General features: G+C 55.0%; 23 protein-coding genes. 16 read left to right on the forward strand and 7 right to left on the reverse strand.

Annotated elements, in window-relative coordinates:
* Positions 1-2 precede the first annotated feature (2 nt).
* The 3 genes from C4520_05535 to C4520_05545 form a co-directional block, all read right to left on the reverse strand.
* Entirely contained in the window at positions 3-554 is a 552-nt protein-coding gene (locus tag C4520_05535; GenBank protein ID RJP23904.1) for a ubiquinol-cytochrome c reductase iron-sulfur subunit, read from the reverse strand.
* Complete coding sequence (locus C4520_05540; protein RJP23905.1) at positions 467-2,335, reverse strand: 4Fe-4S dicluster domain-containing protein; 1,869 nt, start codon at positions 2,333-2,335, stop codon at positions 467-469. The genes C4520_05535 and C4520_05540 overlap by 88 nt, the downstream gene beginning before the upstream one ends.
* A gap of 141 nt (positions 2,336-2,476) precedes the next feature.
* Positions 2,477-2,893: an Rrf2 family transcriptional regulator gene (locus C4520_05545; GenBank protein RJP23906.1), complete on the reverse strand. Its 417-nt coding sequence runs from the start codon at positions 2,891-2,893 to the stop codon at positions 2,477-2,479.
* Between the two features lie 729 nt (positions 2,894-3,622).
* Here C4520_05545 and nifU point away from each other — a divergent pair.
* The 16 genes from nifU to C4520_05625 all read left to right on the forward strand — a co-directional run bounded on the left by nifU (position 3,623) and on the right by C4520_05625 (position 19,461).
* Positions 3,623-4,000 carry a Fe-S cluster assembly scaffold protein NifU gene (gene nifU / locus C4520_05550; GenBank protein RJP23907.1) on the forward strand — a complete coding sequence of 126 codons (378 nt, stop codon included), beginning with the start codon at positions 3,623-3,625 and terminating at the stop codon, positions 3,998-4,000.
* Between the two features lie 120 nt (positions 4,001-4,120).
* Positions 4,121-4,978 (forward strand): fumarate hydratase, encoded by an 858-nt coding sequence (locus C4520_05555; protein ID RJP23908.1) that lies wholly within the window; start codon positions 4,121-4,123, stop codon positions 4,976-4,978.
* On the forward strand, positions 4,975-5,556 hold the full coding sequence (locus C4520_05560; protein ID RJP23909.1) for a fumarate hydrolyase: 582 nt from the start codon (positions 4,975-4,977) through the stop codon (positions 5,554-5,556). The genes C4520_05555 and C4520_05560 overlap by 4 nt, the downstream gene beginning before the upstream one ends.
* Positions 5,557-5,596: 40 nt before the next feature.
* On the forward strand, positions 5,597-6,064 hold the full coding sequence (locus C4520_05565) for a universal stress protein (GenBank protein RJP23910.1): 468 nt from the start codon (positions 5,597-5,599) through the stop codon (positions 6,062-6,064).
* Between the two features lie 63 nt (positions 6,065-6,127).
* Positions 6,128-6,349, forward strand: coding sequence for a NifU family protein (locus C4520_05570; GenBank protein ID RJP23911.1), 222 nt, complete (start codon positions 6,128-6,130; stop codon positions 6,347-6,349).
* A 164-nt stretch (positions 6,350-6,513) separates the two neighbouring features.
* Positions 6,514-7,803: a 2,3-bisphosphoglycerate-independent phosphoglycerate mutase gene (gene apgM / locus C4520_05575; protein ID RJP23912.1), complete on the forward strand. Its 1,290-nt coding sequence runs from the start codon at positions 6,514-6,516 to the stop codon at positions 7,801-7,803.
* 12 nt (positions 7,804-7,815) lie between these two features.
* On the forward strand, positions 7,816-8,022 hold the full coding sequence (locus C4520_05580) for a hypothetical protein (GenBank protein ID RJP23913.1): 207 nt from the start codon (positions 7,816-7,818) through the stop codon (positions 8,020-8,022).
* Complete coding sequence (locus tag C4520_05585; GenBank protein RJP23914.1) at positions 8,019-8,306, forward strand: hypothetical protein; 288 nt, start codon at positions 8,019-8,021, stop codon at positions 8,304-8,306. Before C4520_05580 ends, C4520_05585 begins: the two co-directional genes overlap by 4 nt.
* A gap of 117 nt (positions 8,307-8,423) precedes the next feature.
* Positions 8,424-8,864: an Hsp20/alpha crystallin family protein gene (locus C4520_05590; protein ID RJP23915.1), complete on the forward strand. Its 441-nt coding sequence runs from the start codon at positions 8,424-8,426 to the stop codon at positions 8,862-8,864.
* Between the two features lie 30 nt (positions 8,865-8,894).
* On the forward strand, positions 8,895-11,315 hold the full coding sequence (gene lon, locus C4520_05595) for an endopeptidase La (protein RJP23916.1): 2,421 nt from the start codon (positions 8,895-8,897) through the stop codon (positions 11,313-11,315).
* A 19-nt stretch (positions 11,316-11,334) separates the two neighbouring features.
* Positions 11,335-12,549 carry a (Fe-S)-binding protein gene (locus C4520_05600; GenBank protein ID RJP23917.1) on the forward strand — a complete coding sequence of 405 codons (1,215 nt, stop codon included), beginning with the start codon at positions 11,335-11,337 and terminating at the stop codon, positions 12,547-12,549.
* A 146-nt stretch (positions 12,550-12,695) separates the two neighbouring features.
* Positions 12,696-13,814 (forward strand): FAD-dependent oxidoreductase, encoded by a 1,119-nt coding sequence (locus tag C4520_05605; protein RJP23918.1) that lies wholly within the window; start codon positions 12,696-12,698, stop codon positions 13,812-13,814.
* 15 nt (positions 13,815-13,829) lie between these two features.
* Complete coding sequence (locus C4520_05610; protein ID RJP23919.1) at positions 13,830-14,060, forward strand: 4Fe-4S dicluster domain-containing protein; 231 nt, start codon at positions 13,830-13,832, stop codon at positions 14,058-14,060.
* A 259-nt stretch (positions 14,061-14,319) separates the two neighbouring features.
* The gene (locus C4520_05615; GenBank protein ID RJP23920.1) at positions 14,320-15,528 is read left to right on the forward strand and encodes an alanine--glyoxylate aminotransferase family protein; all 1,209 of its coding nucleotides are present in this window, start codon (positions 14,320-14,322) and stop codon (positions 15,526-15,528) included.
* A complete protein-coding gene (locus tag C4520_05620; protein ID RJP23921.1) occupies positions 15,500-18,163 on the forward strand; it encodes an FAD-binding oxidoreductase in 2,664 nt (887 codons plus the stop codon). The genes C4520_05615 and C4520_05620 overlap by 29 nt, the downstream gene beginning before the upstream one ends.
* Positions 18,157-19,461 carry a (Fe-S)-binding protein gene (locus C4520_05625; protein RJP23922.1) on the forward strand — a complete coding sequence of 435 codons (1,305 nt, stop codon included), beginning with the start codon at positions 18,157-18,159 and terminating at the stop codon, positions 19,459-19,461. Before C4520_05620 ends, C4520_05625 begins: the two co-directional genes overlap by 7 nt.
* Before the next feature lie 120 nt (positions 19,462-19,581).
* Here C4520_05625 and C4520_05630 read toward each other — a convergent pair whose 3' ends face one another.
* The 4 genes from C4520_05630 to C4520_05645 form a co-directional block, all read right to left on the reverse strand.
* Positions 19,582-20,028 carry a hypothetical protein gene (locus C4520_05630; protein ID RJP23923.1) on the reverse strand — a complete coding sequence of 149 codons (447 nt, stop codon included), beginning with the start codon at positions 20,026-20,028 and terminating at the stop codon, positions 19,582-19,584.
* A 150-nt stretch (positions 20,029-20,178) separates the two neighbouring features.
* Entirely contained in the window at positions 20,179-20,484 is a 306-nt protein-coding gene (locus tag C4520_05635) for a hypothetical protein (GenBank protein RJP23924.1), read from the reverse strand.
* 315 nt (positions 20,485-20,799) lie between these two features.
* Positions 20,800-22,158, reverse strand: coding sequence for a hypothetical protein (locus C4520_05640; protein RJP23925.1), 1,359 nt, complete (start codon positions 22,156-22,158; stop codon positions 20,800-20,802).
* A 423-nt stretch (positions 22,159-22,581) separates the two neighbouring features.
* On the reverse strand, positions 22,582-23,646 hold the full coding sequence (locus tag C4520_05645) for an AI-2E family transporter (GenBank protein RJP23926.1): 1,065 nt from the start codon (positions 23,644-23,646) through the stop codon (positions 22,582-22,584).
* Positions 23,647-23,926: the final 280 nt, after the last annotated feature.

Consider the following 23,926-nt stretch of genomic DNA (forward strand, 5'->3'; position numbering starts at 1 on the left):
TCCTAGACGTGAAATTTGGTTCCGGCGGATACTTGCTTCTGCACGTCGACAACCAGTTGTCCGTCGGGCGCCATCGCGACTTCGAGCCAGGGCAGTGGAGAGGGCGCAGGTCCTTTTTTCACCTCGCCCTGAAGCCCAAATTTTGAGCCGTGGCAGGGGCAGTCGAAACCTGTGGGGCTCTGCGAGACTATGCAGCCGAGGTGAGTGCAGACGCCGGAGATGGCGAAGAAACCTTCCCCATCACGGAAGAGGAATGCGCGGGCTGCAGGCATCCAGCGGACAGTCTCCGGCGCAAAATCATCCGGCCGGCCTATTTTGATTTTGCCCGCCTCACCGGTGATAACGGCAGGAAACGGGAGCCGGGCGATCCCGCCGGCGGTAACGACGAGTGCGGCTCCGCAGGTCCACGTGGCGGCTTTCCCCAAAAAATCACGCCGCGGGACTGGTTGTGGTTTTCGCAGTTCGCTCATTCGAGTTTCTCCTGGAAACAAAAGCGTTCCATGGTGATAGCGCCGGTTGGACACCTCATGGCGCAACAGGCGCACCGTATGCATTTTTCTTCGTCTTTAATGATTGCGGAGAGCGGCTTGCCGGGGTCAAGGAGCGAGATGCTGCGGGCGAGCGCGCCGATCTCGTCATTCGACTCGAGGTTGTCGAGAGACACGAGCCGCAGGCATAGGGTCGGGCAGACATCGGCGCAGCCGCCGCAGAGAACGCATTTTTCCGAGTCGAAAATCGTATTGATTCCGCAGTCGAGACAGCGTGAGGCTTCCACCCGCGCTCGCGCTTCATTGTATCCTTTCTCGACGCTCAGGGATTTGTCCTTGAGGCGCAGCGAGGGATCCGTGACCGGAATCTTCACTCGCGCCAATCGCTCGTAGCCCTTCTCGCGCCGATAGGCCGGCGGTTCGAAATGGAGCTCGAGCGCGCGTGGGTCGAGAGAATTTCCTGTCAGGAATTCGAAGACGGAGCGCGCGGCTTTTTTTCCGCTCGCAATCGCGTCGATCATCAGCCGGGGGCCGTGAGCGACGTCACCGGCAAAAAAGACGGATGCGGCCGTGCTTTGCATGGTTTGCGGGTTGATCGAAGGGATTCCGCGGTCGCTGATCTCGATGCCGGTTTGAGCGGGATCGATAAACGAGAGGTCCGATGCCTGGCCGACGGCAAGGAGGACGGTATCGCACTCGATCGTTGTTAATTCGGCGGGATCGAATTCAGGCGCGAACCGTTTATTTTCGTCATACACGCGCAGCACCTTCTGGAAGACTGCGCCGGTGACGCGGCCCTGATCGTCCCGGATGATTTCTTTCGGGCCGAGGCTGGTTCTGAGGGTTATTCCTTCCTCGGCGCCTTCCACGATTTCGACATCGTCGGCAGGCATCTCGATCAGCGATTCGAGACAACACAGAGTCACCTCGCGTACTCCGGGCACGCGAACGGCGGTGCGGGCCGAATCAAAAAATTCCTGCCGCAGGACGGTTCGGCTGACGTCGTACGCCACGTTTCCGCCGCCGATTACGACCACCCGCTTCCCGATATCGACCGGGTTTCTCAGCGCTACATCCCTGAGGAAATCGACGCCGCCAAGGACGCCTGGGCCGTCGATTCCCGGCAGGCGCAGCCCGCGCGATCTCTTTGCGCCCACGGCCACAACGACGGCATCGTGTTCCCTTGTAAGCGACTCAAACGCGATGTCTTTGCCGATCTGGATTCCGCAACGAATTTCGGCACCCAAAGACTCAATCAGGGCAACCTCGGCTCTTATTACGTCGCGCGGCAGGCGGTATTCCGGCACGCCCAGGTAGAGCATGCCGGCGGCGACCGGCTCCATCTCATAGATGATCGGTTGCAGGCCGAGTAAAGCCAGGTCATGCGCGCATGCCAGCCCTGCCGGTCCCGAACCGATGATTGCCACTTTTTTTTGTTTAAGCGAGAGCGGAGATTGGCGCCTCAGCAACCAGAGGAGCTCATCACGTCCCTGACACAATTGCGGGAGTAAGTTTCTTTGTAGCCATTCCTTGAATGATTCTATCCCTTTAGTGCCGGCCTCGGGGCCGAAGCTGTCAGCTACAAACCGTTTGAGCGCACGGATTGCAATCGGTTGATCGATTTTCCCGCGCCGGCAGTTAACTTCACACGGCGCTCCGCAGATGCGCCCGCAAATGGAAGCAAGGGGATTCGGTCCGCGGGCAATAAGATAAGCGAGTTCGTCCTTGCCTTCGCTGATTGCGCGCACGTACCCGCGCGCATCGGTATGGACGGGGCAGGCGTCCTGGCAGTTGATTTGTCTGCGCCAGTACCTATAATCGGGGACTTCCACCTTGTACTGAAGCATAATTAGCTCTTTTGTGAAGAGGCTGTCACGTGTGTGCGGACTATTCGTGTTAAATTTTGCCTCTATTTGCCGATATCGCAAGGCCAGTAATAAGCTATTTACGTCATTAAAACGCCTAAATAATGCCTTTTAAAAAACCCCTTAGATGTTAGCGAACTGATGATCGAACATGTCGAGGGTAATATTCTGGTACAATTCGCGCGTACTTTCTTTCAGTGAGTCGAGGCGAGTGCGGATCGAGCATTGCTGGAATAACTGGCAATGGTCGTTCGGTCCGAGTTCGCAGTGTCCGGTAAGAATCGGACCGTCAATTGCTTCAATTATGCTCAACAGGCTGATTTTAGATGGTTCCCGGGAGAGGACGTATCCTCCCTGGGGGCCGCGCCGGGAATAAACGAGGTGAGTTCTCGCCAGGCGCTGGAAGATTCTCGCGAGATATCCGTGTGGGATCCCGAGTTTTTGTGCGATTATTTTTACATCCGTTGGCGAATTTTCGGCGGCGTTAGCGAGGAAAACCATTCCATGTATTGCCGTGACAGATGCTTTTGAGAGGTGCATAGGACTCGCCAAATAAGTTATTTAGGAACTCATTTAACGTAATTATAACTTCGTCTTTTTGTTTTGTCAAGTCAGTTTTTCCATTTCAAAAGAACTGTCGGCGGATACGGGGAAATTCTTTGAACCGCAAAGGCGCTGAGGCCGCAGCGCGGCAGAGCCGCAACCAAATTTGGATTTTCGATTTTGGATTTTGGTTGGATTGAAAGGGAAGAAGGCATCTATCTGAAAGGTCATAATGGACTTAGACAACAAATCATGACAGAAATTCAAGATTTTGACTGTTAGCAATGCACAGACAGAATGAAAGGAGGAATTGTGTTTTTCTCTGCGCTCTTCGCGTCTCCGCGTTTTTAAGAGTCTCATGTAAAGACAGCCTCAGATAAGTTACCCCAATAAGCCTTGTATGGGATTTTGAGAATCAAAATGCCATATTGAAATTATCTTGGACAGCAGTGTTGTCAAGAAGAAATTATCTTTTCGTCTCCTCAGATTTTGTATGGCTCTTATCTGCGAATTGGGGTCTTGACGGTGTTCGTTTCTTAATTGACAATCTTTAGGGGGCGGGAATATAATGAAGCGGGATTGAGCTTTTTTGACTGAAGTTATTCTGTCACTTCAATTGTCCCGCAGGCGAATTTTTGCGATTGCTCATTTCATTCGCCGGTTGCATACTGAAAGAGAGTCGTTATTTGTATAGAAGTGTCACAAGCAATAGTAAGGGGTACGTGCATGTACAGCGAGAAAGTCATGGATCACTTCTCCAACCCTCGCAACGTCGGCGAGATACCCGATGCCGACGGCATCGGGACGGTGGGTAATCCTGTATGCGGCGATGTGATGAAGATTTTCATTAAAGTTGAAGGCGACCATCTGAAGGAGATCAAATTCAAGACATTCGGCTGCGGCGCCGCGATTGCTACCAGCAGCATGGTGACCGAGATGGCAAAAGGGAAGTCTCTTGATGCGGCGCTTCAGATAACGAACAAGAATGTGGCCGAGGAACTTGAAGGATTGCCGCCGCAGAAAATGCATTGTTCGAATCTTGCCGCCGACGCTTTGCATGCAGCCATCAAGGATTACCGGGAGAAGCACAAGGCGACCGCATAGGGATTTAAGATTGGGGGAGGCGGCTCAACTGGGAGAAAGCTCTTCCAATGCACCCTCGTTCAAGTCATAGAGCCGCTCTTTTTCTGATTCTGATTCACTCTCTCGGCAGGGGCTGATGCAATGCAATTGATCGACCAGATAAGGGATTTGTATCGCCGCATGGCGACGGAGATGTCGGATGATGTTTATCAAGCACTAAAGAGAGCGCAGTCATTGGAGCAGAAAGATTCGCCCGGATACGCCGCTCTTTCGACGATACTTGAAAATATCGATCTTGCAAAATCCGAATCGAAGCCGATCTGTCAGGATACCGGTTATCCCGTGTTTTTTGTCACCATGCCCGAAAATGCATCCATTTCGAAGATTCGAGATGCGATTACAGAGGCCACGAAGCTGGCGACGGCCGAAATCCCGCTTCGTCCGAACGCTGTAGATTCGGTCAGCGGCCGGAACTCGGGTGATAACACCGGAATTCTTTGGCCGATGGTCCATTTCGACAGTTGGGAACGCGATAGCATTTTGATCGAAGGCATGCTCAAAGGCGGCGGCAGCGAGAATTGCGGGACGTTGTACAAGCTTCCCGACTCCCGTTTGAGGGCGGGCCGCGACCTGGACGGCGTGCGCAAGGTGGTGCTGGATGCCGTTCATTCCGCACAGGGAAGGGCATGTCCTCCTTACGTGATAGGGGTGGGCATCGGCGGGAGCAAAGATGCCACCTCTTTGCTTTCGAAGAGACAGTTGCTCAGGAAATTGGACGACTCGAGTCCGGTTCCGGAACTTGCGGCGCTCGAGAGCCGGCTCATGAAAGAAAGCAACAGTCTCGGGATCGGCCCCATCGGAGTCGGTGGCGAAACCTGTGTAATGGGAGTGAAGGTAGCTGCCGCTCATAGACATGCGGCCTCATACTTTGTGGATGTCGTTTTCTGCTGCTGGGCCGATCGGAAGGGGAGGCTCGAGTATCATGGAACCATATCATGACTGAATATCGCCTGGAGACGCCGCTCAAAGAAGATGAGGTTCGCGGCCTGCGGATCGGCGATACGGTAAGACTGAGCGGCCTCATCTATACGGCGCGCGACCGGGCGCACAAGTATCTCATAGAGGAAGCCACACCAGACTCCTTGGAATTCGATTTGCGCGGCGGCGTTATATATCATTGCGGTCCATTGATCCGCCAGGATGGGAGCGGGTATGAGATGGTGGTTGCAGGTCCGACGACCAGTAACCGGATGAACCCGTACCAGGCGGGGGTGATCGCCCGCTATGGCGTGCGCGCGATAATCGGGAAGGGCGGCATGGACGATCTGACGCTCGAGGCGCTGAAGCGGTGCGGCTGTGTCTATTTGTCTGCTGTCAGCGGAGCGGCGGTGGTTTTGGCGCGGTACGTGAAGCGGGTATTGAATGCGTATATGCTGCGGGAATTCGGGATGCCGGAATGTTTTTGGCAACTTGAAGTGGAGCAATTTCCCGCGATTGTCACGATGGACACGCGGAGCGAAAGCATACACAAGCAGGTGGAACAGCGGTCAAGCGAGCGGTTGAGGCAGCTTCAGTGAAATCACGGGTGGCCTGGTCGAAGAACGAGGTGACAAGATCATGATCAAAATCGAGAGGATCCTTTTTCCGACGGATTTTTCGGAATACAGCAAATATGCTTTCCCGTACGCGCTTTCATTTGCGAAGGAATACAACGCAAAGCTATATATCCTGCACGTCATCGAGGATATTCAGTATCTGGCGAATGCGTACATGTTCGACGTTCCGATCATGCCTTCGTTCGCCGACGTCGAGCAGAACCGGCTGAACGAGATGCAGGAATTCATTGACAGCGGAGTAAGGGACAAGGATCTGGTTATTGAGAAAGCGATTCGGCGGGGACGTCCGTTCATCGAGATCATCCAGATGGCGAAAGAGGAGAACATCGATCTGATTGTGACCGCCACACATGGGCGCGGCGGTCTGGAGCATGTGGTGTTCGGTAGCGTGGCGGAGCGTGTGGTGCGCAAGGCGCCGTGTCCGGTTCTGAGCATCAGGATGCCGAGAGAAGAAGAGAGCCCGTCATAAGCAAGGAAGACTTGTCCCGCGGTTTGGTTTCTGCCATAATAGAAGGTGAAAGGAGGAAGATCAGTGAAGGAAAAAGTTCAAAAAGCTCTTAATGAGATTCGTCCGCAAATGCAAGCCGACGGTGGAGACATCGAGTTGATAGACGTGACTGACGAGGGCGTGGTGAAAGTGCGGCTGGTGGGCGCATGTTCGGGCTGCCCGGGCGCTCAGATGACGCTGCAGATGGGCGTGGAGCGTGTCCTGAAGGCGCGCGTCCCGGAAGTCAAGGCTGTCGAGGCGGTATAAACTTCGCCTGAAAATCTTATTGAGTGGGAATGGGCGCGCCCAAACGCGGGTGCGCTTTTTTCTTGTATGATGAATCTTTTCGCAGGTTCTGGGGCGTTACTTCATCTTCTCTTTGTTTCGCTTAAAAGAACTCGAGACGATCATGCCGACCGAAGGAGAGATCCATGAAGAAGATACTGTACATCGTTCTTGATGGTTTGGGCGATAGGCCGACGCCTTCGCTAGGCGATCGCACTCCGCTCGAGGCTGCAGAGACGCCGGAGATGGATCGATTGGCCAGGCGCGGAGAGAACGGTGTGATGTACACGGTTGCGCCCGGAATAGCGCCTGAATCGGACATTGCGGTGATTTCCATCCTTGGCTACGATGCACACAAGTATTATACGGGCAGGGGTCCTTTGGAATCGCACGCCGTCGGGTTAAAGGTGAATACGGGAGATCTAGCCTACCGCGTAAACTTCGCCACGATGGGCGAGGCCCGCAAGATCCGTGATCGGCGGGTGGGCAGAAATCTTTCCACTGTCGAGGCCGACGAGTTGTGCCGGGAAGTAAATGCAAAAGTCAAGCTGACATCCGTCCCGGGCGCCGAATTCGAGTTTAAGAACACGATTGAGCACCGGGGCGTTTTGGTGATCCGATACGAGCAGAAGCTGTCGGCGATGGTTACGAATACGGACCCCGCGTATGGCCGCGAAGGCCTGCTCGGAGTGGCTCTGGAGAAGTTTGAAGACGTGGTGCAGGTCTGCAGGCCGATGGACGAGGCAAAGGATCGAGAAGCCGCCGAACGATCCGCAAGGCTGACCAATGAATTCGTGGAAAAGAGCCGCCAGGTGCTCGAGGAGGCCGCAGTCAACAAAGAGAGGCGGGCGAAAGGAAAGCTGCCCGCCAACCTCATTCTGACCCGCGACGCCGGCGACCGCCTCCCCGAAATGCCGCCGATCAGCGAGCGATTCGGGGTGCAATTCGGGTGTTTTCAGGAAATGCCGGTCGAGAAGGGGATAGCGATGCTGACGGGAATGGATATTGTCGCTCTTCCCCAGCCCTCTGGAGACCCGCGGAAGGATTATCCTTTCATCGCGCGAAAAGCGATAGAGGAATTGCCGAAATATGGGGGGCTGTACATTCACATAAAGGGACCGGATCTTCCCGGCCATGACGGCGATGCGCAGGCGAAAAAGGAGATTATAGAGGCCATTGACAAATACTTTTTGGCGAATCTGATACCTTCTCTCGATCTCTCCGCGGTCGTCATTACGCTGACCGCCGATCATTCGACGCCGACGATTTTGAAGGCGCATTCGGCCGATCCCGTTCCGCTGCTGATCGTTGATGCATCGCTCACGTCCGACGGCATCAAAGCATACACGGAAGCCGAGTGTGCGAAGGGGCGTCTCGGCGCGATTAAAGGGATTGAACTGCTTCCGAAACTGGTTGCCCTGGCCCGCCGCGGCTGAAAGGAGAAAGAAGTGCCGGAGGAATTTGAAACCGAGAATTATACGACCAGCGAATGGACCCATGAAGAATGGGAGCGCGAATGGCATATTTCTGTTGGGAGCGCGTACGCCTGCAAGAAATGCGGGAACATGATCATGATCACGAAAGGCGGCGTCGGAACGCTCGAACCGTATTGTTGTGATGAGCTGATGCAACCCGTGGGAAAGAGGAAGCAATGAAAAACCAGCGTTCACGCCAACAGTACAGACCGCGTCCGGGGCAAAGGTTCAGGTGTCTGGTCTGCGGCGCGGAGGTAACTGTGATACGAGGCGGCAGTGGTCATTTTTCGCCCGTATGCTGCAATCAGCCAATGGTTTTTCTCCGGCAGCCTGTTCCGATGTACCGGTGCTCGGTGTGTGGCTCCGAGATTGCTTTAATCAGGCGGAAGAGCGATAATTTAGATCCTATTTGTTGCAACATTTCGATGGATCTCATTCGGGCAACGGAACCCGGAGCCGCTTGATCTTTCCGGAATCTGTGGTTATAATTAAGTTAACGTAAGGGCTTTATTTCTGGAAGCTTAATAAAAGGCTGGGGTTACGCGATCGTGGCGGCTCGAGCAGAAAAGGATAAGCTGATAATGGACCGCTCAAACATGCTAGGAGACCTTAAACATATGCGGGAAGACATGGAGCACCTTATGCAACATGTTTTCGGGCAAACCCTTCCGCTGCTGCGGCCTCTCCACGGCAAATGGCGTCCGAACGTGGACGTCTTCGAATGCGAAAACAGCGTTGTTGTGGTGGCGGAGTTGGCGGGCGTGAGTAAAGAGGACGTATCGGTCACTTTTGATGAAGGCAAAATCCGCATCACCGGCGTCCGCAGAGACGTAATGCCGTACAAAACAAGAAAATATTGTCAGATGGAAATCAGCTATAACGATTTTGAGCGGATCGTCCATCTTCCCGAGGATGTGGACTCGGAGAAAATATCGGCCAAACTCAATAACGGCCTTCTGGTCATTGAAGCACCTAAAAAGGCCCTGGATGATTTTAAAAGCCAGGAAATAAAAATAGGATAACATTTAATTAGGATAAAACAGGTGATCTAAATGACATCTTTCAATGACGATAACGTTCCGGGAGGCAGTGCAACGACGGAAGCCCCCCGGGAAATAAACCAAATCCCCGACGTCTTAGGGATTCTGCCGCTGAAAAATACCGTCATGTTTCCTTTTACCGTCGTTCCGCTTTCAGTCGGCGAAAAAAGCTCGATCGCGCTGGTTGATGAAGCCGTATCAGGCGCCAAAATTGTCGGCTGCGTCGCCATGAAAGATCCCGGGGCGGAACGGAAACCGGAGAACCTCTACGAGTACGGCACTGCGGTAACGATTCTGAGGATGATGAAATTGCCGGACGGGACCGAGGCACTGCTGGTTCAGGGCATGAGCAAGATTCGAATTCAACGGTATGTCTCGCTCGACCCGTTTCTGCGGGCGCGGATCGAGGTGATCGAGGAACACGACGAGATCAGCACCCGCGGCGAGGCGCTGTTCCGCAACGTCCTGGCGCAGTGCCAGAAAATCATCTCGCTGACGCCGTACCTGCCCGATGAACTGCAGGCGACTCTCATGAACATAGACTCGCCCTTGCGCCTCGTGTACCTGGTCTGCTCGGTGCTCAAGCTCGACGTGAAGGAAAAGCAAGGCATTCTTGAACTGGAGTCAGTCGAAGAGAAGCTCGAAAAAATTACGCAGCTGTTGAGCAGAGAGATCGAGATTCTCGAGTTAGGCGGGAAGATCAAGTCGCAGGTCGAAACGGAAATGACCAAAACGCAGCGCGAGTACTTTCTGCGCGAACAACTGAAGGCGATCCAGGAGGAGTTGGGCGAGGGCGACGAGCGCCAGGTCGAGATGAAGGAGATCAGGGAGAAGCTGGATGCGAAAAAACTTCCGGAAGAAGCACGGAGAGAGGCTGAGCGCGAATTGGGCCGTCTTGCCAAGTTACCCCCCGCCGCGGCTGAGTATCATGTTATTCGGACTTATCTTGATTGGATCATTGATTTGCCGTGGGGAGAATATACTGAAGATCATCTCGATCTGAATCGAGCCCAGCAGGTTCTGGATGAGGACCATTACGATCTGAAAGAGGTAAAAGAGCGTATCGTTGAATATCTGGCGGTTCGCCAGCGCAAGCCCGACATGAAGGGGCCGATTCTTTGCTTTGTCGGCCCGCCGGGAACGGGGAAGACCTCTTTAGGGCAATCGATTGCGCGCGCGCTCGGCCGAAAGTTTGTCCGGATGAGCCTCGGCGGGATTCGCGATGAAGCTGAAATCCGGGGTCATCGCCGCACGTATATCGGCGCGTTGCCCGGACGCATCATCCAGAGCATACGGCGCGCCGGCACCGCCAATCCGGTATTCATGATGGACGAGGTCGACAAGGTGGGTGCGGACTTTCGGGGGGATCCCTCTTCGGCGCTGCTTGAGGTGCTTGATCCGGAGCAGAACACGTCGTTCCGCGATCATTACCTGGATCTGCCGTTTGACCTCTCTCAGGTGATGTTCATTACCACCGCAAACGTCCTGCAGACGATCCACCCCGCACTCCAGGACCGCATGGAGATTCTGCGGCTTGCCGGCTATACGGAAGACGAGAAGGTGTGGATCGCCAAGAAATATCTCGTGCCGCGCCAGCTTGAAGCGAATGGGCTCAAGCCGGAAAACCTCGAGTTTGAAGACGAGGCGATCAGGAAAATGGCCAATGCCTATACCCGCGAAGCCGGCGTGAGGAATCTGGAGCGCACGATCGGGAAGGTTTGCCGGAAAGTGGCCCTGGATATCTCGACGCAGCGGAAAGAGAAGGAAAGAGTGACGGCGGACAACCTGATTGAATATCTCGGACCGGAAAAGTTTTTCCCGGAAGTCGGTTTGCGCACGTCTCATCCGGGCGTGGCCACGGGGCTAGCGTGGACGGAGGCGGGCGGGCAAGTCCTGTTCGTCGAAGCATTGGCAATGCCCGGGGGCAAGAGCTTGACGCTGACAGGCCAACTGGGGGACGTCATGCAGGAGTCGGCCAAGGCCGCCTTGAGCTATATTCGCTCGAAGACGAAGGATCTTGGAGTTCCGAATGACTTTTTTTCCAAGGAAGATATTCATCTTCATGTTCCTGCAGGCGCTATACCGAAAGACGGTCCTTCCGCCGGGATCACTATGGCGGTCGCGATCGCATCTCTTCTAACAGGTCGCCCTGTCAGACAAGATGTGGCGATGACCGGCGAAATCACCTTGAGCGGCCTGGTTCTGCCGATTGGCGGGGTCAAGGAGAAAATATTGGCGGCCAAACGAGCCGGAATCAACACGATAATTTTGCCGAAGCGAAACGAAAAAGACCTGATTGAAATCGAGGACGAATCGAAGGCTGGACTTAATTTTGTATTCGTTGAAACGATCGATGAAGGTCTGGGCGTTGCCCTGACAGATGCACAGGAACAGCAGGCTGCAGGTCAGCCTTCTCAGCAAGCGGGGGCCTGATTGACAGCAGAGACAGGTTGTGGATAAGAAACGATTAGCAGCAAGGCTGAACCTGGCCCGGCACTTCCTCCAACATACGGGTCGCCGCTTGTTTGCTTCCGAGCAAGTCGACGGCGCCGGCGTGACCGAATTTCTCTCGAAGTACGCCGAAGATAATACCTTTCAGATAGACAGCCGCGACAGGGCCAATTATTCCTCCTTTGCTCAATGCATTCAATGCAGTATCTGCCAGCCGTACTGCGTCATGTTCAGGGTGCTGAATTATCTGGAGTTTCCGGGGCCGATGGCGGTGGCTAGCACGCTTTCCCGCGCTCCCGACAGGTTCGGCGGCATGAACAGCGTCATCTACAACTGCACAATGTGCCGCCTGTGCGAAATCACGTGTCCCGAGAGCGCGCCGATTGCCGCCGTCGTCGGTTTTGTGCGCAAATACCTCTACCGTCATTTTCCTGACCTTGTGCCGACCACCCTCAAGGACGCATGTGAAATGACGCGAAGGAGCGGAACATTTTTCCCGCAGGTGGCCGCCATGGACCGGCATCGCGAGAAGGAATCGGCCGAATACGTGCTGTTCCTTGGGTGTCATAGCCGATTCGATCAACAGGAGCGGGTGGATGCCGCGGTCGCGATGCTCAATCAGATGTCTGTTGATTTCACCATGATCGACGAGGTGTGCTGTGGGGCGCCGCTGATTGCCGCAGGCTGTGATCCGGGCGATCAGCTCGCGAAGCTGAACATCGAGCGTATTCGTGAAAAAAAGACGGCGAAAGTGATCACGCTTTGCCCGCACTGCCTGATCCAGTTTTGTGAAGGAGAGGAATATGCGGGCAAGATCGAGGCGATACACATAGCCGAATTGCTCCCTCACATGCACCCGATCAAGAGGGGGAGCGAGATCATCGCGTATCACGATCCCTGCATGCTTGGAAGGGTGGCCGGCATAGTGAATGAACCGAGGCAGGCGCTGGAATGGGCGGGAGCGACCCTTGTCGAGATGAGCACCAACCGGGAGTCGTCGTTCTGTTGCGGGGGGTGGGGCGGTCTGACGGTTACGGCGCCCGTCACTGCCGAGGCGATCGCGGCCAAACGACTGGAAGACGCCCGCGCAGTCGGGGCCGACGTTCTCGTTACCGAATGTCCATGGTGTTTGAGCACGTTGAAGTCCGCCGGCCTTTCCCGGAAGACGCCTCGCGTCAGGTCGGTCATCGAGTACCTGTACAACCCCGAATTTTAATCTCTCTTACCGCTGCCGAAGCTTTTCTGATTGCACAGTTGGTTATCGGGTGCTATTGTATAAAAGGGATTCTATTGTAACACCGTTCTTTGCCGACATGAGAAGGCGAATCAGGGCATGCGCCTATTGCGCTCATTTCGTCTGAAATGTCGAAGAGCGAAGAAAGCGGGTCTTGCCTCAAACAAAAAGGGTTTTGGGCGACATACCGGGAGAAGGATGCGTACTTGCTTCCTTACAGATGCGCAAGGGTCCAGCCAATGTCCGCTTTAAAGCATGTTATAATTGGGAACGGTCCTGCCGGCATGACGGCGGCCGAGACGATTCGGAGTCTGAAGCATGATGATCGGATTGTCCTGATCAGCGAGGAACCGCACCTTCCTTATTCGAGGACGCTGCTTCCCGATTTTATTGCCGGGAGGGTTGCGCTCGACAAGTTATGGCTCAGGAGCGACTCCCATTACAAAGAGGTACGCATTGAGACACAACTTGAGACGCGGGTCGTTTCGGTTGTCCCCGAGCAGCAAAAGGTCTGCACCGAAAAAGGCGAGGATATTTATTTCGACAGGCTTCTGATTGCATGTGGAGGCGAGCCGAAATTGCCGGAAATCGCCGGCATTGAGCGGGTGCCCATTCTCACGTTGAAGACCCTGAATGATGCGCGCCATATTCTGTCAGTATTGCAGAAGCGCTCACGCATGCTGGTGCTAGCGCGCGATCTTGTCGGGATCGAGATCACGCGGGCCTTCTGTCAGATGGGTTTAAAGGTGACGTATGTCGAGTGGGGTGACGAACTCCTTCCGCATATCCTCGATCCCGCCACTGCGGAGGAGTTGGCGGAGCGGATGAAACAAGCGGGTGTGAATCTGGTGCTGGGGGAGACGGTGCGCGAGGTTGAATCCGATGGTGACGCAATTTTGCTTCGGACGGATGCGAGAGCGGTATCGGGTGACTTTTTCTCCGTTGCCATTGGGAAAATGCCGCGTCTCGATTGGCTGCGATCGAGCGGAATCATGATGGACTCCGGCATCATAGCCGATGAGCGTCTGCGAACGAACTTTCCAGGCATTTATGCGGCAGGCGACACTGCCGAAATTTACGATCCGAAGACTCAAAAAAGAAAATTGCTCTTCGGATGGAAGAACGCCGTTGAGCAAGGACGCGTTGCGGGCGCGAATATGGTCGGCGAAATGAAAGAGTTTGAAGTCACGTATGCGCCCGGCCTGAAGCAGATATTCGGCGTGGACGTGCGTCACAGGTGGAAATAAGGAAGCGCGTTGGGCATGCCCGTCTCGCATCAATATCCCCTCGTTGACAAGGAACTTTGCATCGGATGCGGCAACTGCCAGCTCTGCTGTCCTGCCGAACCGAACGTGTTCGAAATCCGCATTGACGAAGGATGGAGAGAAGACAAATCTTTCGTGATAAATCCGGATTCTTGCATCGAATGCGCGTTGTGTGTCAACCAATGTCCCGTTCAGGCTATTACTCTCGTGGGGCCGGACACTGAATAAAGGAAAAGGAACATGCCAACGAAACACAATCTGATGGTAAAAGTTATCGATGCCCGTGCGGGCGAAATTCAGAAGATTCTGAAGCAGGCTGGCGTTCAGGTGCTCAGCGTTGTTGAAGTGCACAAGGAAGAAGTTCCGGAGCAGAACGCTGAAGAGTCTGCTTCCGCCGCAAAAGAGTAGCTTTTTCCTTGAACTTGTTTTCCACGTCATTCTTGAATTGTTGTCGGTAACCGCGGATTCCGAGGAGGAGAGCAGCACCGTGAACGTGATAGAGAAGAGCGGCTACAGCGAGTTGAATCCGTCACTGAGAATTCTTATGGGGCCCGGACCGAGCAATGTACACCCGCGCGTGTTGCGCGCGATGAGCACTCCCCTGGTCGGTCACCTCGATCCCGATTTCATCTCGATTATGAACGACGTGCAGGCTCTCCTGCGCGAGCTTTTCAAGACCGCCAACGAGATGACGCTTGCCATGTCCGGCACCGGCAGTTCCGGCATGGAGACATGTTTCTGCAATGTGCTCGAGCCGGGTGACACCGCGGTTGTTTGTGTCAACGGATTATTCGGCGAGCGCATCAGCGATATCGTCGGCCGTCTCGACGCCAAACTAGTGCGCGTTGAGGCGGAATGGGGGAAGATAATCGAGCCGGAGGCCATCGAGCGGACTCTGAAGAAAAATCGGGCAAAGGTTGTCGCGATCGTGCATGCCGAAACCTCAACGGGCGTGCGCCAGCCGATCGAGGAGATCAGCCGCATAGTACACGAACATGGAGCACTCTTTCTGGTTGATACGGTCACCTCTTTGGGAGGGTGCGATGTGCGGGTCGACGATTGGAAGATTGACGCCTGCTATAGCGGCACGCAGAAGTGCCTCAGTTGCCCGCCTGGTCTTTCGCCAGTCAGCTTCAATCAGGCGGCCATGGATGCGCTGCATTCCCGGAAGCGGAAGGTGAGCAGTTGGTATATGGATTTGAGCATGATCGAGAAATACTGGGGCGAGGAGCGCTTTTATCATCATACGGCTCCCATCTCGATGATTTACGCGCTGCGCGAAGCGCTCCGCATCATCAGGGAGGAGGGGCTCGAGAATCGATTCCGGCGGCACCGGCTCAATCATTTGGCTCTCGCGGCCGGCCTGGAGGGGCTCGAGGTTGAATTTCTCGTTGAGGAGCAATACCGGCTGCCCATGCTGAATGCGGTGAAGATACCGGACGGCATCAATGACGTGAACGTCCGGAAATATCTATTGAACAAGTACGGGATTGAGCTGGGCGGAGGATTGGGGGTTTTGAAGGGCAAGACCTGGCGTATTGGGTTGATGGGGCACTCCTCGACGAAACAGAACGTCCTCCTTTTCCTTGCGGCTTTGGAAGACGCGCTCATGGCGGAAGGAATAAAGACTGCACCTGGCGCCGCCGTCGCCGCAGCCACAGAGATATATGTCAAAGAGCATTCCGGTCGGGCTTAAACGCACGCTCTCGTGCATAATCGGAAGCGAATCTCTTATTGATCATCCCGCCGGCCTCATGTTGTATTCTTATGACTCGTCCCTCCAGACCGGTATCCCGCAGCTCGTGCTGCTTCCGGATACGACCGAGCAGATAGCAGAAATCGTTGCACTCCTCTATCGAGAAGGCGTGCCATATTCGGCGCGGGGAGCCGGCACCAATCTAAGCGGCGGCTCAGTGCCTGCGCGCGGGGGAGTAGTCATCTGCCTTTCCAAGATGCGGAGGATCCTTCAGATTGACCCGGTCAATCAAACCGCCCGCGTTCAGCCCGGAGTAACCAACCTGACCCTTCAGCAAGCCCTTCAGAAACAGGGGTTCTTTTTTGCGCCCGATCCCGCCAGTCAGCGCGTTTCCACTATCGGCGGCAATATTGCCGAGAATTCCGGGGGACCGCATTGTCTCAAGTACGGCGTGACCACTAACCATGTTCTGGGGATGCGGGTGGTTACTCCCGCCGGCGAAATCCTGGAGTTTGGCTCGGATCGGTTGTATACGCCGGGACTCGACCTGCCGGGTCTGTTCATCGGGTCGGAGGGGACTCTCGGGATCGCAACGGAAATCATCTGTCGGATTCTCCCGCTGCCGCGTGCGACCCGGACGATGCTGGCTGTCTATGATGCCACCGAAGACGCCGGTCAAACGGTATCCGATATCATCGCCGCCGGAATTCTTCCCGCCACGCTGGAAATGATGGATAACTTGGTGATCCGGGCGGTGGAAGAGTCTCTGCATGCAGGATATCCTACCGATGCCGGCGCCGTTCTCATCATTGAAGTGGACGGCGTGGAGGAGGCGCTTGGATGGGTGGTCGACCGGATCGAGAGCATCTGCCGCCGCAACAGGGTTCGGGACATTCGGATCGCGCAGAGCGAGAGGGAACGCGATTTCCTGTGGGCGGGACGACGGGGCGCATTCGGAGCGGTCGCCCGGCTGTTTCCGAATTATTCTGTTTCGGACGGCACGGTCCCGCGCGCGAAACTGCCGGAAGTCCTGCGGCGGGTGGCGCAGATAGGGAAAACATATAAACTTCCAATTGGGAATGTGTTTCATGCGGGCGATGGCAACCTGCATCCCCTGATTTTTTTTGACGCGCGCGACCGGGGCCAGCTTGATCACGTGCATCAGGCGGGAAGGGAGATATTGATAGCGTGCGCCGAGGCCGGCGGCACGATCAGCGGCGAGCACGGCATCGGCACCGAGAAGATCGAGGCGATGCCGCTGGTTTTCGGCGAGCGCGAGATCGAGCTGATGCGCAGCATCAAGCGGAAGATTGATCCGGCCGATCTGTGCAATCCGGGAAAAATACTGCCTCCGCCCGATTCGGGCCGAGGCGAACAAGTCGAAGAAGAACCCGGTCCGGGAATCAAATCAACGAGCGCGATGGGCGGCGTCCCATTGTATGAGCCGAAAGACGTCTCAGAGCTTTGCGCTCTCATGAAAAGCCTCGGCTCGAAAGGAAGGACTTTTGCGGCTGTCGGGGGCGTCGCTTTGTTTCCGGGATTGCCTCATCTTTGCATGCCCGATGCGATCATTCGCACGAAGAAACTTCGGACAATCGTTGAGCATGACGCCGCGAACCTGACCGCCACCGCTGCGGCAGGTCTTTCTCTCGGAGAGCTGCAAAAGGTCCTGCGGAAGGAGAACCAGTTTCTTCCGCTGGATGCGCCGCCGCAATCGACGCTGGGAGGCATAGTCGCGGCGGGTTTGCCGGGACCGCGCCGGTATGCGTACGGTTCCGCTCGGGACGCGGTGCTCGGAATTAAATTTGCCGATTATACTGGCCGAATATTGAAAGCGGGTGGGAAGACGGTAAAAAATGTCGCCGGCTATGACTACGGGAAACTGCTCATCGGGTCGTGGGGGACCCTGGGAATACTTACGGAAATCACATTCCGATTGCTTCCCTTGCCGGAATGCTCAGCCTGTTTTGTCGCCGGCTTCGAGCGTCTCGCGGATGCTGGCAGGGCGGGCGCGCGGATATTGGAGGCTGGGCTTAGCCACTCGCTGCTGACTCTGCTGAATCTGAGGGGCTTGAGTGTTGCCGCAACAACCGCCGGCCATGCGCTTCCGGCCGGACAATATGCACTGATAGGAGGGGCGGAAGGTTTTGGCCCGGCCGTTAAGCGGCAGATGGCGGAGATGCAGGATATCTGCGCGGGTGTATCTGCGGAATCAGTCGCATTTGAGGGAAACAATTATGCCGAAATTCTCGGTTCAGTTGTGCAGGCGTGTTATCCGCACCGGCACGAAGACTCTTTTTTTGGCGGATGCATCTCCGTTCGACCTGAGGACTTGTGCGGCACGATCGAAGCAATTGAAAAGATGGAGAGAGATGCCGGTGTGGTATCTTCAGTGGTCACCGATGTCTCCACCGGTACGATTTTCACTTACTTTTCAGCCGGCATAGAAGGCCCAGCCGCGCAGGATCTGGGAACGGTTCTGCGGGAGGCTATTGCTGGCATTCGCATGGTGACGCTTTTGGGCAAAGCCGCCGGATCATTTATCACGGGTGGCTCTCATTCGATGTGGCAAAGGCAGATGAAAGAAGGCTTCGACCCCCACAGCTTGTTGAATCCGGGTCTCGAATTATGGTAGGCGAGCCGAAATATTCGGAACTTGACAAGCTATCCGGCGAGATCGCCCGCTGCGGCCGGTGCGGTTTCTGCCAGAGCGTCTGTCCGGTTTATCAGGTAACAGCGCATGAAGAGGGAGTCGCGCGCGGGCGGAACATGTTCGCAAAGGAGTTAATAGAGGGCCATGTCGCCATCTCGGTAAAGAACGAGGGTTTTTTTAAGGAGTGCCTTCTCTGCCGGGCCTGCGTGGAGATATGTTTTTCCGCGGTAAAGACGGACGAGATTGTGTTGGCGGGGCGGCGGGCGAGCAACCGCATCCGCGGAGTTTCTTCTCTTCATCGGTATGTCCTGAATTATCTGCTGACGGACCACGGGCGGCTCGGTCGCGCAATCAGGCTGGCTTCTTTCGGGCGGACGGCGGGCGCCGTCAGGCTTGCGCAGGCGCTTGATATTTTCGGGTGGTACGGAGGGAAATTTCGGCGAGCGGACGAATTCCTGGGGCAGATGCCGCGCAGGTTTCTTCGCGAGCGCCTGAAAAAGCGGAGACGAAGCGCCATTGGGACAACGGCGAAGGCGACTTTGCGAGAAGCCTTCTTCTTCATTGGGTGCGGAACCAATTTCATGTTTCCCGAGGTGGGGGAGAGCACTATCAATTTCCTTCAGAAGATCGGCTACGAAGTCACGATCCTCGCCAATAGCTGTTGCGGGTTACCCGCCCACGCTCATGGAGCAGCCGATACTGTCGAGCGACTTGCGGAGGCGAATATACGGTTGCTGTCGGAGAGCGAGGGCCCTATCGTGACCGATTGCTCGAGTTGCGCGTCATTCATGAAGAGATATCCCGAGATACTTTCCGCGGGCGGAGCGGGGGGATCGCTTATCGAGAGGGCGCAGGCCATGTCGGGTCGGGTGCGCGACGTGACGGAAATCCTATCTGCATCGTCGCTGGCTCCTACCATGGAACCAGCAGGCGAAGCATTGCGCGTGACGTTTCATGATCCATGTCATCTGAGCCGACATCAGAAGCTGAGCCAGGCTGCGCGCGAAGCGCTCAGGCTTCTTCCCGGCATCGAGTTCATCGAAATGAAGGAAGCGGATTGGTGTTGCGGCGGCGCGGGCGCCTTCTCGGTCGAATACCCCGACCTCTCGCTTCAGATTCTCGAGCGTAAAGTGCGGAATATCGAGGAATCAGGCGCCCGAATTGTGGCGACGACCTGCCCGGCCTGCATGATGCAGTTGCAGAGCGGGCTGCGCCAATCAGGTGCGGCGGCACGACGGTTGGTGCAGGTGAAACATCTGGTGGAACTGGCGCGGGACTAATGTAAAGCGGTGTGGACGCACAGTCGGACGCTGTGGACGCAGTGGGCAAAGTGGACGCGGGAAGAAAAGGGGAATCTTAACGAGGGCCGGCTCCTGAAGTGCTATCGGTAAGACTGATGTCTATCTTCCTGCCGCTTCTGCTGCTTTTGTTTTGATTAGACCGAGCAGGTCTTCAGCAAGGAAGGTATCGACTTCTGCGGAAGGGTACCAGCCGGCTGGTCTCGTGAGGCCGCCCCATTCGTATCCCTCGGCCCTTGAATACATTGTGATCCTGGAACGGGCAGAATCGGCGGGCTGAAGGAAGAAGTCCAAGATAGTCCGCTCCTGCCAGAAAATGAAACCGCTGCTTATCTCGCGTACAACAATTCTGCCGTCGGGGTCTATCGTATGTATCTCTACGCGCGGGTCCTCAAGCAGTATCTCGCGTGCGATTTGGAAGGCGACCCGGTTACTGACGGGCAGGGTTTCGGTTATAGGCGGCGGATAAATCGGATATTCAGGCGCGGACGCGCACGAAGCCAACGAGATGGAGATGAGAAGGACAGAGGCGATCATTGACGCCGCCATCGCTCGATTTTTCAAACTCAACTTTGTGGGTGTCCTGAGTCCGTGCATGCAATAATAATACGCAACCCGGGTTTGATAGTCAAGCTTCGGCTGCAAAAACGGACAGCACGATTCATACCTGTTTGCTGCCGGAGATGTTTATCAGGGAATTTACGTTTTGCCTTCGGAGAGTCGTTTGGCATAATCCACGTAGTGCCGGAGCAGCCACATCTTTTCGAGGAATTGGGGCCAGCCACATTTTGGTTTGATTGGCTCTTCCGACTCGTCCCTGATGAGCACACCGTGCGTTACATTTCCCTGCAGTTCATCCCACATATCGCCCCACGTATCGAGCGCATCCTGCAGGACCGACTTGTTCACGTTTCTCATATGAACAAGCATTCGCTCAGCAGAAAGGCTCTCGTGCGGACGCTCGTGTTCGCGCCCGCCTGGCAACAATTGAAATGTTCCTGCCATTCTGTTTCCACCTCCTGTTCCTGATTGAGACCCAAACTGCAGGGATCAGTGCATGCAACTTGCATGCCGCTCCCGTTCAAGCTTAACAAGCTCATTCACAAGCCGGCGTCAGGGGCGGAGATGCGATGGATTATAGCGTGCTTTTCGAGAAGGCGTTTTTTTTACCTTGAACGAGGAGATGTTCGGAGTTGCCCATAAAATCGGCAGGCGTCGAGAAAATTGGCAGCGCATTAAGGCTGAGAAACGACAAGAGAGGAAGAAGAAGCAAGGGCTCGTCAAAAATTGGCGAGCCCTTGGTCCAATTGCTTTTTGGAGTCATGGAATCGCAACGAAGACGGGATTCGACCATGCGAAAGAGTAGCCGCCGGCGCCGAGATCAAGCGCGGTGACCTCGACCCGATAATAGCCGTTTTCGGTAACTCCATCCGACAGAGTTGCGGAATAGGCGGGCGCCATAGGGGCGATAGTCTTCCAGATTTGGCCGTTCTTGATGATGTCGATTTTTGCCAGGATTGCCGCCGGGTTTTCGGAATTCACGCTGAGATTGATTGTGGCGCAGCCATCGAAGATGTAAGCGGTATCTCCCATCAACTCGCCATTGACATCGAACGCCAGTGATGGCCCTGTTGTGGCAAAGCTTCTTCCCGCCTTGATGGCCTTGTACAGTTCGGCGGCGCTGAGCTCGCGCAAGTACACGCCGTTCTTTACCACGCCCACTTTGGAATCGGGATCGCCGGTATTGTGAGAATCAGTATTTGCCAGACCGAAAATCGGGGTATCGATGGAGCCGTTGACGTAGGCGAGGAGCAGTTGATCCCAGGAATTAAGCGGAACCGCGGGAGATCCATCCGGGACCAGCGGAGTCCCGAGCCACTGGCCTACGCCGCTGAACATGTAGGTCGCCATGTAGAGGGCGTTTCTCATGGGGATGGGGTCCTCATAGCCGGGGAACATGACGGGCATATTGATGTCGCGTTCGCCGTAGATTGTCAGGTTGTTCAGGGTGATTCCGAATCCCCATGCGTCTTCATCGGAATACCCCATGAGTTTGGCGTATCCTGCGACGTCGTCAACATGGCTCTGGTTATAGACCTCCATGCAGTTGACGCCGTACTCGGTCCGCACCATGCCCGAGGGATGATTATAGACAGCTACTCCGCCTTTTGAATGGATGTAATCCACCCATTTCGTGAGGTTCTCCGGGTACATGGGACCTGTGCCATACGGGTTTTCGGGAGATGTCCATACCTCCTCCGGGCAAAGCTCCTCGGCGTCGTCGCCGACAAAAGGATCACTGACACCGAGAGCGAGCATGTGGTCGCGGTTGAACATGCCATCACTTCCGGTCACCTCGAAACCGGGCAGGGCAAGAAAAGCGCCGTCGGAGACCGCCGCAGTTTCCGCAACTAAGGAATCCCATTCAGCTTTCGTTAAACTCTTGCAATGATCGGTGATGATGACGGCACTGAGTCCGCGGGCTACGGCCGTTGCTTTAATATCGTCAACTGTGCCCGATCCGTCGGAGCGCGTCGTGTGCATGTGCCCGTCGAAATAGATCAAGATGTTCTGGTCCGCCAAAGCGTTTCCGGCGAAGCTCAGCACAAAGGCCAAGAAAGCGACCATTGCTGCTTCAATCAACACGCCAGACTTGAAAATCCTGCGAAGTGATTTCATGATGTCCTCCTTGAGTTGCCGCACTGATGTTACTGTTTTCTGCTGGAAGTCGCCGGCGAGGTCTTAAGAAATGCTCATCCCCCCTTTAACGATTTAAATACATTGCGTTCGATTGCAAAGCTGATATAAATCCGGCGGGACTATATCCTTAACGCGGAACCTCATAGAGCGTGATCTCATTTACTGAAGACGGGGCGTCTAAGCGCGTCCAAATTGGTTCCTGAGTGGATTGCTTATATCACAAGAAAATATTGTTGTCAAGATTTTCTCAGGCGGGCGATGCAATTCGGGTTAAAGAACGAAAAAGAAAGGGAAAACCACAAAGGCAGTAAGACAGCAAGAAAAGCTGCTTTGTGCCGTAGTGTCCTGGTGGTTGATTCAGTCTTTACGCGAAGCCATACATGCCTCTGGAGTCGGGCGGACTCAGTCGAATACTCTGCTGAGCGGTTTCAATTGATCGACATTCTTGAAGATAATCCTCAGCACCGTCAGGATTGGAACTGCAAGCAGAATTCCCGGGATGCCCCAAATCCATCCCCAAAAGAGGATTCCGACGAATACGGCGATCGGGTTCATGGTTAACTGGCGTCCCATGATGGATGGCGTGATTACCTGCCCTTCCAGTGAGGTCAAAACGAAAAAGGCGAGCGGCGGAAGGAGTATTCGGAGCCAGTGATCGAATGTCAGCAGAGCAACGGCTCCGAGGACGACAAGAGTGACTGCCGGTCCGACATAAGGCACGAAGTTGACGATAGCCGCTAAAATTCCCCAGAGGACCGGGTTGGGCATGCCCAGAAGCGCCATTGCGATGCCGGTCATTATTCCAAGGCCGAGGTTGACAAGAGCGTACGTCCGCAGGTAAATACCGATCTCGCGCTGGATTTGGCCTGAAATCTTTTCCCATCGTCCTCGTTTCTCGGCGCCGAGTCCTTTAATTACTCGCTCCAGCGTTTGTCGCCCGCAGGCCAGAAGGAAGTAGAGTAAGACGACGATAATGACCGAAGTTGCGAGGGTGGATTGCGTTACCGTGAGAACCTGCTTCGCCAGGCTTGGCCCCTTCACGACCACTTCTTGCCGGTCGCCTTCCAGTTCAGCTATTTCCTCGATTTGCTCGGTTGTTTCTCGGGCGCCCCTGATGGTTTCCCTGACCGAACCCAACTTGCGGTCGATCGCGGTGCGCAGAGTCGGCCCGCGCTCCAGCCATTTGGTTGCAGGCTCCGAAAGTTGATAAAAAGCGATTAAGACAGCGGAAACAAGCACAAGGGCCACCAGGGCAGCGCCGACGAAATCCGGAATCTTCAGGCGGTTCAGCAGGTTTACCAGAGGACGGAACAAAATCGAAAGGAACAGGGCGAAAGCGATCGGAAGCAGCAGAGTTCTCGCAAAGTAGAGGGTGTAGAGGACAGCCAGAAATAAGAGCAAGAGGGGCACCTGTTCCGAGAAATGATATTGCCGGTGCGACCGATTTTCACCCGCTGACTTCGCCATAGGGGTTCCTTTGCGATTATTTTAATATGTATTCGCGGGAGCGGAAAAGAAATATGGATCCGCCCTCCGACTATCAAGGCACAACGGCAAAAGAAAAGAATGAACAAGAGCGATAGGAGAAAAAGAAAAGCAGAAGGCCTGACGCCTCGCGGTGAATCTTGAGGCGCCAGGCCGACTATCTAAGTAATGTCAAGAAATTTCTGTAAAATGCTCTTTTCTTTGGTCTTTGTCTTTAAAGGTGCGAAGCGAATCAGCAGTAGTAGGCGTTGTGGGAATGTGG

The organism is Candidatus Abyssobacteria bacterium SURF_5 (genome assembly GCA_003598085.1).
In the GTDB taxonomy this organism is placed as follows: domain Bacteria; phylum Abyssobacteria; class SURF-5; order SURF-5; family SURF-5; genus SURF-5.